The sequence below is a fragment of the Micromonospora echinofusca genome, assembly GCF_017614955.1.
Lineage (GTDB): Bacteria > Actinomycetota > Actinomycetes > Mycobacteriales > Micromonosporaceae > Micromonospora > Micromonospora echinofusca_A.
In genome coordinates this window covers 1-15,456 of the sequence record NZ_WVUH01000038.1, presented here as the reverse complement: position 1 = coordinate 15,456, position 15,456 = coordinate 1, and the positions used below count along the sequence as shown (strand labels likewise).

12 protein-coding genes are annotated in these 15,456 nt (G+C 72.7%); 1 reads left to right on the top strand and 11 read right to left on the bottom strand.

The window, feature by feature from the left end; genetic code table 11:
- Positions 1-12: 12 nt before the first annotated feature.
- From GSF22_RS07360 to GSF22_RS07315, 10 genes are all read right to left on the bottom strand, one after another.
- Complete coding sequence (locus tag GSF22_RS07360; RefSeq protein ID WP_208812161.1) at positions 13-882, bottom strand: cytochrome c oxidase assembly protein; 870 nt, start codon at positions 880-882, stop codon at positions 13-15.
- The gene (locus GSF22_RS07355; RefSeq protein WP_208812159.1) at positions 879-1,403 is read right to left on the bottom strand and encodes a DUF2243 domain-containing protein; all 525 of its coding nucleotides are present in this window, start codon (positions 1,401-1,403) and stop codon (positions 879-881) included. The genes GSF22_RS07360 and GSF22_RS07355 overlap by 4 nt, the downstream gene beginning before the upstream one ends.
- Before the next feature lie 65 nt (positions 1,404-1,468).
- A complete protein-coding gene (locus GSF22_RS07350) occupies positions 1,469-3,340 on the bottom strand; it encodes a polysaccharide biosynthesis protein (protein WP_208812157.1) in 1,872 nt (623 codons plus the stop codon).
- A gap of 140 nt (positions 3,341-3,480) precedes the next feature.
- A complete protein-coding gene (locus GSF22_RS07345; RefSeq protein ID WP_208812155.1) occupies positions 3,481-4,728 on the bottom strand; it encodes a glycosyltransferase family 4 protein in 1,248 nt (415 codons plus the stop codon).
- 118 nt (positions 4,729-4,846) lie between these two features.
- Positions 4,847-6,067, bottom strand: coding sequence for a glycosyltransferase family 4 protein (locus GSF22_RS07340; protein ID WP_208812153.1), 1,221 nt, complete (start codon positions 6,065-6,067; stop codon positions 4,847-4,849).
- Entirely contained in the window at positions 6,064-7,260 is a 1,197-nt protein-coding gene (locus GSF22_RS07335; RefSeq protein WP_208812152.1) for a glycosyltransferase family 4 protein, read from the bottom strand. The genes GSF22_RS07340 and GSF22_RS07335 overlap by 4 nt, the downstream gene beginning before the upstream one ends.
- A 64-nt stretch (positions 7,261-7,324) precedes the next feature.
- A complete protein-coding gene (locus GSF22_RS07330; RefSeq protein ID WP_208812151.1) occupies positions 7,325-10,039 on the bottom strand; it encodes an O-antigen ligase family protein in 2,715 nt (904 codons plus the stop codon).
- Complete coding sequence (locus GSF22_RS07325; RefSeq protein ID WP_208812149.1) at positions 10,036-10,683, bottom strand: acetyltransferase; 648 nt, start codon at positions 10,681-10,683, stop codon at positions 10,036-10,038. Before GSF22_RS07325 ends, GSF22_RS07330 begins: the two co-directional genes overlap by 4 nt.
- Before the next feature lie 194 nt (positions 10,684-10,877).
- Complete coding sequence (locus GSF22_RS34535) at positions 10,878-11,993, bottom strand: GNAT family N-acetyltransferase (protein ID WP_208812147.1); 1,116 nt, start codon at positions 11,991-11,993, stop codon at positions 10,878-10,880.
- Between the two features lie 73 nt (positions 11,994-12,066).
- Positions 12,067-13,191 carry a DegT/DnrJ/EryC1/StrS family aminotransferase gene (locus GSF22_RS07315; RefSeq protein WP_307803813.1) on the bottom strand — a complete coding sequence of 375 codons (1,125 nt, stop codon included), beginning with the start codon at positions 13,189-13,191 and terminating at the stop codon, positions 12,067-12,069.
- 382 nt (positions 13,192-13,573) lie between these two features.
- On the opposite strand from GSF22_RS07315, the gene GSF22_RS07310 reads away from it, so the two are divergent.
- Complete coding sequence (locus GSF22_RS07310) at positions 13,574-14,524, top strand: DUF389 domain-containing protein (RefSeq protein WP_208812145.1); 951 nt, start codon at positions 13,574-13,576, stop codon at positions 14,522-14,524.
- Between the two features lie 20 nt (positions 14,525-14,544).
- Here the strand turns inward: GSF22_RS07310 and GSF22_RS07305 are convergent, their stop codons facing one another.
- Entirely contained in the window at positions 14,545-14,925 is a 381-nt protein-coding gene (locus GSF22_RS07305; RefSeq protein WP_208812181.1) for a hypothetical protein, read from the bottom strand.
- Between the last annotated feature and the right edge of the window lie 531 nt (positions 14,926-15,456).

Below are 15,456 nucleotides of genomic sequence, written 5' to 3'. Positions count from 1 at the left end.
TTTGTGGGATCTCTAGGCGCGAGCCTTCCTGCTGTCCGCAACGGGTGTCAATGCTTCGATCGGTTGGCGGGTGTCGTCCCGGTGGAACGTCCGGCGGGTTTCGTCCCGGTCGGACGGTCGGTGGGTGCCGTCCCGGTCGGGTCGCCAGGTGACCAGCAGGGAGAGGGCGAGCAGGATCTCGGCGAGGTCCCCGCCGTAGTACATGACGGCCGCGCCGGCCCGCAGCTCACCGGGGGACGCCGGGATGTCGACGACCAGTCCGGCGTGGACGAGCTGGGCCAGGACCGCGTGCGCGACCACGGCCACCCCGAGCACCACCAGCCGGGCCGGTACCCGGGGCCGGTGCGGGCCGGGGTCGGGCCCGGCGACCGACCAGGCGAACAGGTACCCGCTGAGCAGGAAGTGCAGGTGGACCAGCTCGTGCAGGGCCGGGCTGGTCAGGGTCGCCCGGTACAGCGGCGTCAGGTAGAGCAGCCACAGCCCGCCGGCGGTGAGCAGCAGCCCGGTCACCGGGTGCCCGAGCCAGCGGGCCGGCGGGCTGCGCAGCAGGTGGACCAGCCGCCGGCCGGTGCCGGCCGGGACGGACCGCAGCAGCAGGGTCAGCGGGGCGCCGAGTACCAGCGCGAGCGGGGCGAGCATGCCGATCAGCAGATGCCCGAGCATGTGCCCGGGGAAGTTCCCCGGGTCGGTCGGCAGGGTGACCGCCACCGCGAGCAGCAGCACGCCGGTGCCGAAGGCGGCACTGCGCCACCCGCTCCACCCGCGCGGGTCGTGCCGTTGCCGCCCCAGACCGACCAGGTAGAGCAGCGCCAGCAGCACCGGTACGACCAGCGCGGGGGTGACCCCGACGGAGTCGTGACCGCCGCCGTGGGCCAGGGTCACCGCCGCTGTCCGGCGCAGAGGTCGACGGTGCCGGCGGCGCGTTGCAGCAACCAGCCGCCGCCGACGAACAGCGCCCCCAGGGCCAGGAAGCCCAGATCCCACCAGGTCTGGTGGGGGCCGCCCCGGACGTGGTGGATGCCGAGCAGGTGGTGGTCCACGACCCCTTCGACCAGGTTGAAGAGTCCCCAACCGACCAGCGCCCAGCCCCAGAGCGCCGGTGACCGCCACAGCCGGCCCCGGGACCGGGTCACCCGGGCGTAGAGCAGCGCCAGGCCGGTGAGCACCGCGACCCAGGTGACCACGTGGAACAGGCCGTCCCACAGGGTGTTCATCTCCAGGCCGGAGACGGTGTCCACCGGGTACGGCCGGATCCCGGCCCGGTCGGTGTCGGTGCTGCTGAGCATGTGGTGCCACTGGAGGAGCTGGTGCAGCACGATGCCGTCGGCGAATCCGCCCAGCCCGACACCGAGGATGGTGGCGGGCAGTCGGATCCGGGTCACGTCGGAGACCGGTGGGGTCATGGCGGCACCTCCGGAGGGAGCGGGGTCGGTACTGTCCTGCCCGGGACCGGCGGTCGGAAACGTTGTCATCGGGCCGTGGGCACCCGCAGCGGGGCGTCCGGTACCGGTACCGCCGGGTGGTCGCAGAGCCAGGCGAGCCGTTCGACCAGCTTGTCCGGGTCGTCGAAGGGGTCCAGGGCGGTCGCCTCCATCGGGTCCAGCGCGGGCACCGGTACGTGGGAGATGAGCGGGTGCAGCGGCCGGAGGTCCGCCTCGCCGTGGCCGAGCAGGTCCTCGTGCAGCTTCTCGCCGGGCCGAAGTCCGGTGTAGACGATCCGGGCCGGGCCGGGGGCCTGCGCGGCGAGCTGGCGGGCGATGTCGTCGATGCGGACCGGTTCGCCCATGTCGAGCACGAGGGCTTCACCGTCCCGGCCGATCGACGCCGCCTGGAGGACCAGGTGCACCGCCTCCTGGACGGTCATCAGGTACCGGGTGACCTCCGGGTGGGTGACGGTGATCGGCAGGCCCGCGTCGATCTGCGCCCGGAACGCGGTGACCACCGATCCCCGGCTGCTCAGCACGTTGCCGAACCGTACGCTGAGGAACGTCCCCGGGTACATCTGGGCGGCGTGGGCGGTGAGCCGTTCGGTGATCCGCTTGGAGTAGCCGAGCACGCTCACCGGGTCGGCCGCCTTGTCGGTGGAGATGTTGACGAACTTCGCCACGTCCCGGCAGGCGTCCAGCACCGCCAGGGTGCCCCAGATGTTGGTCTTGACCGCCTCGCCCGGATGCCGTTGCAGCAGGGTGAGGTGCTTCAGCGCGGCGGCGTGGAAGATGATGTCCGGCTGCCGCTGCTGGATGATCCGCCGGATCCCCTCGTCGTCGCGCAGGTCGGCGAGGATCAGTTCCGGACCGTCCAGCAGGGCCCGCCCGGACAGCGACAACTGGAGGCTGTGCAGGGCCGACTCGTCCCGGTCGAGCATCATCAACTCGCCCGGGTCGGCGCGCATGATCTGCCGGCACAGCTCCGAGCCGATCGAGCCGCCGGCGCCGGTGACCAGGATCCGTCGGCCCCGTAGTCCGGTGTCGCTGCCGGCCAGGTCGGCCACCACCGGTCGGCGGCCGAGCAGGTCGGCCACGTCCGGACTGCGGACGTCGGTCACGCTGATCCGGTGGTCCACCAGTTCGCGTACCGGTGGCAGCACCTTGAACGTCGCCCCGGCGTGCAGGGTCGCCTCCCGTACGTCGCGGATCAGGTCGCTGTCGGCGTCCGCCACGGAGAGGATCACGGTGCTGGCCCCGGTCCGGCGGATCGCCGTGCCGATCTCGGCCCGGCCGCCGTACATCCGTACCCCGCCCAGACGCAGGCCGCGCTTGTCCGGGTCGTCGTCGAGCAACCCCACCGGCAGGTACCGGCCACGCGGGTCGCTGAGCATGGCCCGCAGCAGTGCCTGCCCGGCCTCCCCGAGTCCGAACAGGAGCACGGGTACCGCCGACCGGGCGTCCGGCCGCAGGGACCGGTCGTGGCGGTGCCGGTAGGCGATCCGTACCGACAGCATGAGCAGCAGGGCCAGCGCGGCGCCGACCGGCGCGGTGCTGGCCGGGGCCGGCCGGTCGGTGAGGGCGAGCAGTCCGAGCAGGACGAGGCCGGCGGTGCCGGCGACGGTACCGGCCAGCCCCCGGACCTCCTGGAGGCTGCCGAGCGGGTGCCGCCCGGACCAGACCCGGCGCAGGGCCGCCACGGCCACGTGCAGGCCGGCGGTGAGCAGGGCGAGACCGACGACCCGGAACACCTGTGCTCCGGTGATCTGGAACTCGTGGCGGGTCCAGGCGGCGGCGAGGAACCCGGTGACCCAGGCCCCGGCGTCCACGGCGAGGAAGCCGGCGGTACGGCGTCGGGCCCGGCGGCGCCGCTGTTCGGGCGTCAGGTGGCGGGCGGGTGGTGTGTCGAGCGGCATGTAGGGCTCCCTGGATGTTGCTGGGCCATCCGCGGTGGCGGTGATGATGCGCTTCCCTGTACTTATAGGGTTTTGTGCGGCTTATGTGGGTGTTTCGGGTTATTCGGGGGATTCTTAAGCCGGGGCTAAGCCGGGCCGGCTCAGGAGCCGGGAGTCGCCGCCGGCACCCGACCCCGGTCCGTCCGGTCGGTGCCGGGTGCGACCAGCGCGTCCAGGAGTTGCTGCAACCGGACGGCCATCACCGTCCGGGACCGGTGCTCCTCGATGTACCGTCGCCCGCGTTCCCCCATCGCCCGCAGCGTCGCGGTGTCCTCGCCGAGCAGTTTGCGCAGGCCGGCGGCGAGTTCGTCCGGTCCGACCGCGACCCCGGCGTCCGCCGCGAGCACGATGTCGTGGGGCTCGTCCGGACAGTTGGTGACCACCGGCAGACCGGCCGCGAGGTAGTCGTAGAGCTTGTTGGGACTGGCGCCCAACCGGAAGATCTCGGCGTCGGCCAGCACGTGCACCCCGACGTCCGCGTCACCGAGGATCCCGGCCAGTTCCTGTTTGGGGATGGTGTCCAGGAAGTGCACGTTGCGCAGGCGCTCGATCCGGGCCCGGTCGACCAGGCGGGCCTTCTCCAGTCCGTCCCCGATCAGGACGAAGGTGTGCTCGGGCAGCTCCGCCGCCGCGTCGAGAAGCAGGTCGAGGCCGTTGAACGGACCGTGGGCGCCGGCGTAGACCACCAGCCGACCGGTGACCGGTACCCGGCTGCGCAGCGGCCGGTAGCGGTCCGGCCGGAGCGCGAAGTCGGCCGGCTCGGCACCGTTGCTCACCCACTCGATCCGCGCCTCGTCCACCCCCTGCGCCACCAGGTAGGACCGCCAGCCCTCGGCCACCACGACGATCCGGTCGGCCCGCCGGTACAGCCACCGCTCCAGCGCCTTGAGTGCCCGGTGCAGCGGAGACCCGGCCCGCAGGTAACCGGCGGCGACCATCGAGTCGGGCCACAGGTCGCGGATCTCCAACACGAACCGGGCCCGGCGCAGCCGCGCGGCCAACCAACCGGCGACCGGCGCGAGGATCTGCGGCGAGGAGGCGTAGACCACGTCCGGGCGGGGTTGCCGCAGCGCCACCCGGAGGGCCCGGTGGTCGTACCCGATCCAACTGAGCACCCGCCGGTGGTCGTTGCCCGAGTAGCCGGGTACCCGTACCCGGACGAAGTGCGGATCGGGCTGGTGCCGGCGCTGCCGGGAGAAGTGGTCCAGGTCGGCGGCGACGATGACGTGTTCCCAGCCGGTGAGCCGGGCGAACAGTTCCGCGTGCCGGGTGCCGCCCGGCTCGGAGAGCGGCTTGGCGTACTGGTTGAACACCAGGACCCGCCGCGTGGGGGGAGTGGTGGTGCTCATCTGGGTCTCCCTTGCCTCATGAAAAAAGCTGATATATCCGGCGGGAAGCGGGCGGCCGGGCTGGCCGTGTGCACCCCGTCGACGGCCGGGTGCTACCGGCGCGTCGACCGACCGCCTGCTACCGGGGCGCCGGGCTGCCCGCCGCGTCCGGCACGTGCTGCCACCCGGTGACCGTCCGGTAGAGCTGTCGCATCGCCTCGACCTGGTGGGACCAAGACTCCCGGGTCTCGATCAGGTGGCGGTGCGCCTGCTGGTCCGCCTCGGTGAGTGGCCGGGCCCGCAGCAGCGCCTCGGCCAGGCCGGGGCCGAGCGGTTCCGGCACCAGGTCGGCCAGCAGTCCGTCGGACACCAGCTCCCGGTACGCCGGCAGGTCGGCCAGAACCAGCCGACAGCCGGCCAGCGCCGCCTCCAGCACGGTGGTGCTGCGCTGGTCCCAACGGGGCACCGAGACGGCGACCGCACTGGTCCGCATGAGCGCGAACATCTCCGTCGGACTGACGGCCCGGTCGACCACGGTGATCCGCCCCGGCAGCGCCCGGGCCACATCGTGGGCCCGGGCGAGGCACCGCTGCTGGGCGGCCAGCGCGCCGGCCGGTGCCAGTCCCCGGAGCAGGACCAGGTGCAGGTCGGGCCGGAGCGGGGCAGCCCTGCGGAAGGCGTCGAGGATCTCGTCGGTGCGGTACAGCGGGGCCGCCGTACGCATCGACAGGACCACGGTCGCGTCGGCCGGGATGCCGAACGCGGCCCGGACCGCCGCCCGGTCGACGGCGTCACGGGCCCGGATCAGGTCGTCGTCGACCCCCCAGGACAGCGTGGTCGCCCGGTCGGCCGGTACCCGGTACCGCCGGGTCACCTCCTCCGTCACGGAGCGGGAGGTCGGCACCACCAGGTCGGCCCGGCGCAGCGCCGCCCCGGCGACCCAGGCCCGCCACCGGGACCGGGCAGCGATCCGCAGGTCACTGCCCCACGGGGTGACCACCCGACGGGCGACCTGCGGAGCGACGAGGGAGAGCAGCCCGGCGGTACCCACCGAGTGGACGTGCACGACGTCGGGGCGGATCCGGTGGATCTGCTGCCGGAACCACCAGCCGGTGGCCGGTAACCGGCAGGCCGCCCAGCGCCACGTCGGTCGGGCCCGCCCGGCGCCACCGGCCACCCGCAGCTCGACCCCCGGGATCGGCTCGGCGGGCACCCAGCTCAGTACCACCACCCGGTGCCCGCGCCCGGCCAGCGCGCCGGCCCACCGACGGACGTGGATCGAGTTGCCGGCCCCCAGCAGGAGGACCAGCGGCGGCGTCCCGTCCGCCGTGGCCGGCGCTCCCGACAGCGGTGCCGTCATGGCCGTCCGCTCCGGGCCCGCAGGGCCGCCCGGTACACCGCCTCCACGTCGGCCACGGTGCGCTGGTAGTCGAACCGTTCCAGACACCGGATCCGGCCCAACTCGCCCATCGCCCGTCGGCGCTCCGGATCGTGCAGCAGCTCGGCCACCGCGTCGGCGAGGGCCACCGGGTCCTTCGGCGGGACCAGCAGTCCCGTCTCACCGTGCTGCACGGTGTCCGGCAGCCCGCCGACGTTGCTGGCCACCACCGGGGTCCGCATCAGCAGCGCCTCGACGCTCGCCCCCGACGCCGCCTCCTCCAACGACGGCGTGACCAGCACGTCGATCCCGGCGAGGATGTTGGCGATGTCCGACCGGTGTCCGATCAGGTGGGTCCGGTGACCGACCCCGAGCCGGTCGGCCCGGGACTGGAGGACCTGCCGGTAGCTCGTCGCCCCCCGGAACTCGTCCCCGATGACGAACACCTGCGCCTCGGGGACCAGGTCCAGCAGACGCGGCACGGCGTCGATCAGTACCTCGTGCCCCTTCACCCCGATCTCCCGGAAGGCGCGCAGCGGGGTGGGGTACATGTGCGCGACCATGCCGACCACGGGCGTCTTGACGTCCAGCCCGAACTCCTCCCGGAAGGGCAACGGTGAGGTCGTCGGGTCGAACCGGTGGACGTCGAAGCCGTAGTGGCTGGTCGCCACGGAGCGGGCCCCGAACTGCCGGTACCGTTCGGCGAACCCGTGACACGAGGCGATCACCACGTCCGCCCGGCGGAGCGTGGCCAGGTCGATGCGGCGCAGGATCGGGCTGTGTAGATGGGTGGCGCCGGGTAGCTGGTCGACGTACAGGGCCCGGTGACTGACCAGGGTGGCCAACCGGCAGGCCACCGTGGCCTTGAGCAGGTGGGTGTGCACCACGTCCGGCTTCAACCGGTTGATCAGGCGGATCAGCCGGAACTCCGCCCCGATCACCCGGGGCAGTTCCCGGGGGCGGAACCCGTTGATGGGTACGAGTTCCGTCGGGATCCCGGCACCACGGACCCGGTCGGTCAACGGGCCCTCACCGGGCAGTACCGCCGTGACCTGGTGTCCCCGGCGGGTCAGCCCGAGAACCTGGTGGTAGAACCAGTCACCGCCGGCCGACGTGTTGATCACCTGTAGGACGCGGAGCGGCCCGGACCCGTCGAGCTGTCTGTTCTCGGTCATGCCAGTCTCCTCCTGCCCGCCGTCGCCGGCAGGTCCGTCGGTGTCGCGGGGTCCATCTGGTCGGTCACTCAGCTCTCCTTGTGACGGTGGTCAGTACGAGGACGAAGGGCACGATCACCGGCATGGTCAGCAGCGGCTCCCCGAAGAGCGAGCAGGCCGCGAGCCCGGCCAGCGCGAACAGCGCCATGTCGGCGATCTGGTCCGGCCCGGTGCGGAGCCGGCGCCGGACCTGTCGCACCGCCATGCCGAGCAGGGTGCCGAGCAGCAGGACGCCGACGAGGCCGAGTTCGGCGAGTACGGTCAGGTAGGTGTTGTGCGGGTACGCCAGCCGGTCCAGATCGATCGGCAGTCCGGTGCCGGCCACCCGGAGCGTGAAGTACTCCGGCAGGTGGTCCAGGAAGCCCAGGTAGCCGACCCCCGAGACCGGATGGTCCAGCGCCATCCGCAGGGCGCTGACCCAGAGGTCCAACCGGACGGCGGACGAGCCGTCCAGCCCGTCCTGCGTGGTGGTCTCGTCGATCCGGTCGGTGATGGTCTGGGGCAGCAGCGGTGTTCCGGTCGCCTGGGTGAGCACCAGGACGACGAGCGCGATGCCGACGAGTGGCGCCACGATCCGCCGCCGGACGGCGAAGCAGAGCAGGACCAGCAGCGCTCCGATGTAGGACGAGCGGCTGTAGGAGAAACCGATGCCGGCGAGCAGCGTCACGGCCGCCACCACGGTGGCGGTCCGCAGCAGCGGGGAGCCGCCGCCCCGGAGCGCGGCGAGGACGATCCCGAACGCCAGCACGAACATGGCGCCCCAGGTGTTGTGGTTGATCCGGGCGAGCGCGTCGGCCAGCGCCTCGTTCTCCGGGTCGATCCCGCGTGCGACGACCCCGGCCAGGGCCAGCGTCGCGTGCACCGCGGCGACCCCGGCGGCGGAGAACGCGAAGGCCAGCAGGGCCCGCCGGCTCTGCCGCACGGAGACGGCCAGCAGGGCCAGCGAGACCAGCGGGACGGCGACCAGTTGGACGGCGTAGCTGGTGCCGTCGTTCCAGATCGCCCCGAGGGCCAACAGGACGATGAGCGCCCCGGCCGCCAGCATCCCGTACGGGCTGCGTCGGGTCGGTCGACCACGCAGCAACGTACCGAACAGGCCGGCGTACATCAGGGCGAGCAGGAGCGCCGGATGCGGGGCCAGCGGGAGCGGCAGTTGTGTTGCCGGCACGGCCACCGCGAGACAGTAGAGGGCGAACGCGGGCCGGACGACTGCGGCGACCAGGACGACGGCGCCCGCCAGCAGGGCCAGCCTCGTGACGGGCTGGCCGGCCGACGCGCCGGCGGCCAGGCCGGATCCGACGACCGCGAGGAGCACCAGCAGGACGCGGGTCGGTGCCGTGCCGGTCGGCCGCAGTGCCCACGGCAGTCGTACCGGCCGGGGCGCGGGGGACCGTCGGGCGTCGCCCGTCGGCCGGGCCCGGAGGAACGCGGGTGCCATCACGAGGACGTACGCCAGGTAGGCGGCGGACACGCCGAGGCCGGCACCGACCGCGTCGTACCGGGGGACGAGCAGCACCATGGCGAGCAGGCCGGTGCCGGTGGCCACCAGGGAGGCCAGGGTCGTCGCGGCCGGACGGTCGTGCGCGGTGAGGTAGCTCTGCGCGGTACGCCCGGCGGCGAGCAGGGTCAGGCCGGGGAGCAGGGACCAGAGCACCGGTACGGCGCCGTCGAACTCCGTACCGAACAGCAGCGGGAAGACCAGCGGGGCCGCGACGGCGAGCGCGACCGCGGCGGGGACCGTCAGCAGCAGGGTACGGAGGGTCATCCGGGCGACCATCGACCAGTCCGCGCGGTCGGTGGCGACCGCGGGTACCAGGGTGAGGCTGAACGCGACCGGCAGGATCAGCAGCAGTTCGGCGAAGGGTACGGCGACCGTGTAGACCCCGACCGCTCCCGCACCGGCCAGCGCCTGGACGACCGGCACCTGACTGCGGACCATCGCGAACTGGGCCAGGTTGGGCAGGTAGGCGCGCCGGGCGAACGGCCAGTACGCCGGCATCTCGTCCGGCCCGGCCACCGGCCTGCCGACGGGTCGGGCGCGGACCAGCAGACCGGTGGTGGTGCCCAGCTGGCTGATCAGGTACGCCACCACGACGGTGACCGTGGTCACCCGGTCCAGCACGGCGAGGGCCACCAGCAGAGCGGCGTACCCGAGCATCCCGCCGACGAGCGCCCGGTTGTACGTGGACGCCTGGCTCCGGCCGATCTCGGCCGAGCCGAGCAGTGACGACAGCAGGACGACCGGACCGAGGACGAGGGTCAGCGCGAAGACGGCCGGGTCCAGTCCGAACCGGACGGCCGGGCCGGTCAAGAGTCCGGCCGCACCCCAGGCGGCGGTCAGCCCGACGCCGACGGTGGCCACGTAGCGCAGACTGAGGCGGACGGTCCGCTGGTGGACCGGGCCGGAGAGACCGGCGAAGCGGAGGTTGGCCGTCTCCATGCCGGCCGAGCAGAGCGCCGAGAAGACCGCCGCGTAGGCGAAGGCGACCGCGATGGTCCCCCGGTCGTGCGGGCCGAGCATCCGTGCGGTGAGTACCCCGGTCGCCAGGCTGATCAGCAGTACCGCGATCCGGCTGCCCACCGTCCGGGCCACCGTGGCCGACAGGGCGGCGGCGGTGATCCGGTTGCGTGGCGCCGCGGTCGGGTCCGGTGCGGTGGGCGCCGCCGGCGGGGCGGCGACCGGCGGCACGGGCGTGGCAGCCGGTCGGGTGGTGTCCACCGGCATCGGTCCCCGACTCATCGGGCGGGCACACCCTTGACGACGGCTCCGGCCGGGACGTCCCGGACGACACAGGCGCTGGCACCGACGATGGCATCGGCGCCGACCCGCAGGTTCTGCAGGATGGTGGCGTTGGAACCGACCAGGACGCCGGTCTCCAGGTGGCAGTCGCCGGACACGGCGGCGAGCGGGTTGACCGAGACGTAGTCGGCGAGTTCGCAGTCGTGGCCGATGGTGATGTTCTGGTTGAGGTGGACGTGCCGGCCGAGGGTCACGTTCGTGGTCACCCGGGCACCGGCGAACACGATGAGCCCCTCACCCGAGACGGTGTCCGGACCGACCTCGGCGAAGGGGTGCACCAGCGTCGCCGCCGGCAGCCGGTACGCGTCGATCCGGGCGCCGACCGCCCGCCGGATCCGGGGGTCGCCGATGCTCAGTGCGACGTGGACGGTCGACGGTTGTCCGGCCAGCCAGTCGACCGGTCCGAGGTACGGCGCGTCGAGGCGTTGCACCCGCTTCAGGTTCACTTCGGACGGCCCGTCGTCGACGAAGCCCCGCACCCGCCACCGCCGGGTGGCGGGTGCGGTCTCGTTGATCGCGCGGATGATGCCGAACGTCTCCCGGCCGTGCCCGCCGCAGCCCACGATCACGATGTCAGTCGTCACGTGTGTGCTCCCGGGGGTGGACCGGGGTGACCGGGAGCGGTCCGCTCCGGGCATTCGGGTGACAGGGGTTCATGGCAGGGCCCTCCGGGAGCAGGCGGGTGCGGGAACGGATGTGGCGACCAGCGGGATGACCACCGATACCAGGACATAAGTGACTTGTATTCTTATATACAAGAATATCCGTTATCATCAGGTTAGCTGATCCTCGGAACGGCGAGGGCGGAAGTGGTCGGCGGCAACTGCTGCCGGTACGCCGGAAAGAAGAGCGGATCCGGTTGCCAGGTGGGATCCCGACGGTCCGCCTCCGCGCGGTGCGCCCGGCACAGCCGGTCGTACGTGTCCCGGTCCATGACCCGGTGGCCGACCCGGTACGGCAGCAGCCCGTGCGGAGCGAACGACCGCTTGTACCGGAAGATCCCGTCGTCCGGGGCGTAGCCACCGCCCAACAGGAACCGGGTCCGGCCCTGCTGCTGCCCCCACCGGCAGATCTCGAACTTCAACAGGTCGTTCGGGCGCACGGCGAACGCGGTCTCGTCGGTGCCGCCGAGGTAGGAGTAGAGGTTGCCGGCCGAGCAGAGGACGAGTTCGGTGGAGACGACGCGTCCCTCGTACAGGGCGTGGAAGAACACGAACTGGCCGGGCAACTGCCTGATCAGCTCGGTGAAGAAGCTGCGGGGGAAGAGGTAGCCACTGCCGGCCCGGCGCCGTCGCATGGTGTCCCGGTAGATGCGCAGGAAGTCGTCGAGCCGTGCGCCGGTCTCGTCGACCTCCACCGTGACGCCACTGCGCCGGGCCCGGTTCACGTTCTTGCGTACCTTGTGCTCGAACTCCTGCCACATCTGCTCGGCCGGGGTGCGCAGGTCCCGGACCACGTTGGTCAGGCAGGTCGTGGTCTCCCCCGGGTACGGGAGCACCTGCTCGGTGAAGACGTGCAACCGGGTGAACTCCGACACCACCCGGCGGGCCCGGCAGAAGTCGTCGAACGCCGACCAGAACTCCTTCGCCTCGACGTCGTCGACCGCCCGCTGGAACGCGCCACCGCTGCTGCTGCTCCACGGGCTCGCGACGTCCCACCGTGGCCCGGCCACCGCGTGCAGGTGCGGCGCGTCGATGGGCCGCAGGAGGAACGGGTACAGGACGAAGCCGTGCCGGGTCGTCGCGTGGGCGGCCAGCGGCTGATCGTGCTCGGCGGCGAAGAGCCGCAGGTAACCGGGATGGGCGACCACCTCCCGATCGGGCCAGGCATCGAAGGCCGCCTGCCACCGCGCCGCGTCCGCCGGATCGCGGGCGTCCCAGATCTCGATCTCCACTGCCCTCTACCGGTCTGTCGGATTGGTACGCACGCGGAAGCGTCCCTTCGCTGGCTCTGCCCGGCGGTACACCTCAGCCGAGGAACTCCTCGATCGCCGTGGTGACCCGGTCGACCTGGTCGGCGCCCAACGCGGAACCGCTCGGCAGGGTCAGTCCGTTGTCGAACAGGTGCTCCGCCGTACCGTTCAGCAGCGCGTCGGCCGCGCGGTACACCGGTTGCAGGTGCATCGGCTTCCACACCGGGCGGGCCTCGATGTCCCGGGCGTTGAGGTGGGCGCCGAGCCGGGCCGCCGTCCAGCCGGTCCGGTCCGGGTCGACGACGATCGTGGTAAGCCAGCAGTTCCCGGTCGGGTCGCCGTCGCCGAGCAGCCGGACGCCGGGTACCGCCGCGAAGAGCTTCGTGTACCGCTCCCGCAGCGCCCGGCGGCGGCTGAGCATGCTGTCCAGGCGGTGCAGCTGCGCCCGCCCGAGGGCGGCGAGCAGGTTGCTCAGCCGGTAGTTGTAGCCGATGTCGGTGTGCTCGTAGTGGAGCACCGGCTGGCGGGCCTGGGTGGCCAGGTAACGGCACCGGGCGACCAGCTCGCCGTCGTCGGAGAGGAGCATCCCGCCACCGGACGTGGTCATCACCTTGTTGCCGTTGAACGACAGCACCCCGGCCCGGCCGAACGCCCCGGCCGACCGGCCCCGACGGGTCGCGCCGAGTGCCTCCGCGGCGTCCTCGACCACGGGTACGCCGGCCGCCGCGCAGACCGGCAGCAGGGCGTCGTAGTCGGCGCAGACGCCGAACATGTCCACCGGTACCACGGCGGCCACCCGCCGACCGGTGGCCGACAACCGGTCCAGCAGGTCGGCCAGCAGCGGCACGTCGATGTTGCCGGTGGCCGGTTCGCAGTCGACGAAGACCGGCTCCGCTCCGGTGTAGACCACCGCGTTCGCGGTCGCGGCGAAGGTGAGGGTCGGTACCACGACCACCGTGCCGGGGCCGGCGCCGACGGCCAGCAGGGCCAGGTGCAGTGCGGCCGTGCCGGAACTGGTGGCCAGGGCGTACCGGGTGCCGACCCGGCGGGCCATCTCGGTCTCGAAGGCGTCCACCTCGGGACCCAGGGGCGCGACCCAGCCCGACCGGATGGCGGCCATGACGTACGACTCCTCCAGCGGACCGACGTCCGGTGGGGAGAGATGGATCCGCCCGGTCACCGGGGGAGGACCGGTGTCGGAAGGCACCGGCGGCGGGGCCCGGCCCGGTCAAGCCGACAGAAATTCATAATACGGACCTCCGGCTAGAAAGGGGCATGAACCGCTCAACCGGTTCTATCAGACAGTCCGCAGCTCGGAAGGGCTTTTGCGGAATCCCGCCGGCCCCGGTCCCGGCCCCGGGGCCGTATCGGCACCGCCCCGCCGGCCGGGCCCGGGTCCCGCAGCGGCCGGGCCCGGTCCCCGCACCGGCCGGGCCCGGTCCCCGCATCGGGTGGGTCGCGTCCCGTGCCGACCGTTGCCCGGCCCTGACCCGGCGTCCACCCGGTCAGTAGAGTGCTCTGACCGCGCACCACCCCACCTGTCGCGGTCGATGGAGGAACCGGTGCTGCACCTGCGGATCATCGCCCCGACCGGGCAGTCGGCCGCCGTCGCGGACCTGCTGACCGCCAACCCCGGGGTCACCCACCTCGCGGTCCTGCCGGGCGCCGGTCGGCAGCCCGCCGGTGACCTGATCCTCTGCGACGTGGTACGCGAGAGCGCCGACGAGGTACTCGGCGCGCTCGAAGCGATGGGGGTCCAGTCGGTCGGCGGCATCTCCGCGAACGACGTCGAGCTGACCCTCTCCGCAGCGGCCGACCGGGCCGCCCGCGAGGCACCCGGCTCCGGCGCGGACGCCGTGGTCTGGGACGAGATCGCCGCGAAGACCGGCGAGCAGACCGAACTCTCCGCCACCTACCTCGTACTCATCATGGTCGCCACCATGATCGCCGGTATCGGTGTCCTGCTCGACCAGCCCATCCTGATCGTCGGGGCGATGGTGGTGGGTCCCGAGTTCGGGCCGCTCGCCGCGCTCTGCGTGGCCCTGCTGCGGTTCCGGCCGGCCGTCGTCGGACGCTCGGTCACCGCCCTCGCGGTCGGCTTCGTCGCCGCCATGCTGATCACCGTGCTGAGTACCTGGGCACTGACCGCCGCCGGTCTGGCCAGCCGGGACATGCTGCTCGCCGACCGGCCGCTGACCGACTTCATCTGGCGCCCGGACGCGCTCTCCTGGGTGGTCGGCCTGCTCGCCGGGATCGCCGGGATGCTCTCCCTCACCTCGAAGAAGTCCGGCTCCCTGGTCGGGGTACTGATCTCGGTGACCACGGTGCCGGCAGCGGCGAACGTGGCCGTCGCGGCCGCCTACGGGGTGTGGCACGAGGCGGCCGGCTCAGCGCTCCAACTGGTGATCAACATCGGTGCCATCGTGCTCGCCGGTGTGCTCACCCTGGCCGTCCAGCAGCTCTGGTGGTCCCGGGTGTCCCGGTCCGCCGACCTGCGTGCCCGCCGCCGCTGACGCTGTGTAGAAGACCTTGGTCAGGGCCAGTCGTCGCCGGCCGCGAGTCGACCGTCCAACGCCGCGCGCAACGGCACCGACTGTCCGTCCCGCCCACCGGCACCGATGACCAGCGGCGCCGGACTCGGCGACACCACGGCCCCCAGCAGCCGGGCCCGCAGTCCGGCCGGTACGCCCAGCAGGTAGAACCGGCCGTCCGGGGTCACCGCCCGGGAGCAGGCCCGGTCCACGTACCACCCGGAGAGGTTGGTGCGGTACCGGGTACGGCCGTTGTACGCCAGCGCGGTCAACCGGCTCAGCCGGAGCCCCCGTCGGGTGGCCTCCGCGACGAACCCGGCCACCAACTCGGCCGCCTCCGCCTGCTCGGCCGCCCGGCGCCGTTCCTCGGCCGCCGCGTGCATCTCGGCGGCCTGCCGCTGCCGCTCCCGCCATTCCTGCAAGGAAGGGCCCCTTCTTATCGCTTTCGGTAGAGGAAGGGCCCCTTTTTAACACTCGACGGGAGCCGCTGCCGCTGTCGTACCACGTTGCGTTAGGCGCCACCGGCGCGGGTACCACGTTGCATCCGATGCCGCCGGACGGGTACCGCCGGACGGGTACCGCCACCACCCTCCTCGTACCGGCATCCGGCCAGCGACCCGGAGCGGGGCGGACGGACGGGCCGTTGGCGGGTCACGGAACGATGACCCGGTGTCGGACCGTCGATGATCGGACCGGTCTCGACCACCCGTCAGGCGCCCGGCGGCGGGTGTTAAGAAGGGCCCCTTCCTCTACCGAAAGCGATAAGAAGGGGCCCTTCCTAACACCTCAGGCGAGGCCGGCGCGGCGCAGGGCGTCGGCCAGGGCGCCCTGGGGCGCCGGCTGCTGGCCACCGCGCCCGCCGCTGCGGCCCTGCTGGCGTGGCTGCTGCCCGTCCCGGTCTCCACCGGAGACGC

Excerpts from the sequence above, each read along its gene's own strand:
- GSF22_RS07355 (WP_208812159.1), bottom strand. The coding sequence starts at position 1,403 with ATGACCCCACCGGTCTCCGACGTGACCCGGATCCGACTGCCCGCCACC.
- GSF22_RS07350 (WP_208812157.1), bottom strand. The coding sequence starts at position 3,340 with ATGCCGCTCGACACACCACCCGCCCGCCACCTGACGCCCGAACAGCGG.
- GSF22_RS07345 (WP_208812155.1), bottom strand. The coding sequence starts at position 4,728 with ATGAGCACCACCACTCCCCCCACGCGGCGGGTCCTGGTGTTCAACCAG.
- GSF22_RS07340 (WP_208812153.1), bottom strand. The coding sequence starts at position 6,067 with ATGACGGCACCGCTGTCGGGAGCGCCGGCCACGGCGGACGGGACGCCG.
- GSF22_RS07335 (WP_208812152.1), bottom strand. The coding sequence starts at position 7,260 with ATGACCGAGAACAGACAGCTCGACGGGTCCGGGCCGCTCCGCGTCCTA.
- GSF22_RS07330 (WP_208812151.1), bottom strand. The coding sequence starts at position 10,039 with ATGAGTCGGGGACCGATGCCGGTGGACACCACCCGACCGGCTGCCACG.
- GSF22_RS07305 (WP_208812181.1), bottom strand. The coding sequence starts at position 14,925 with ATGCACGCGGCGGCCGAGGAACGGCGCCGGGCGGCCGAGCAGGCGGAG.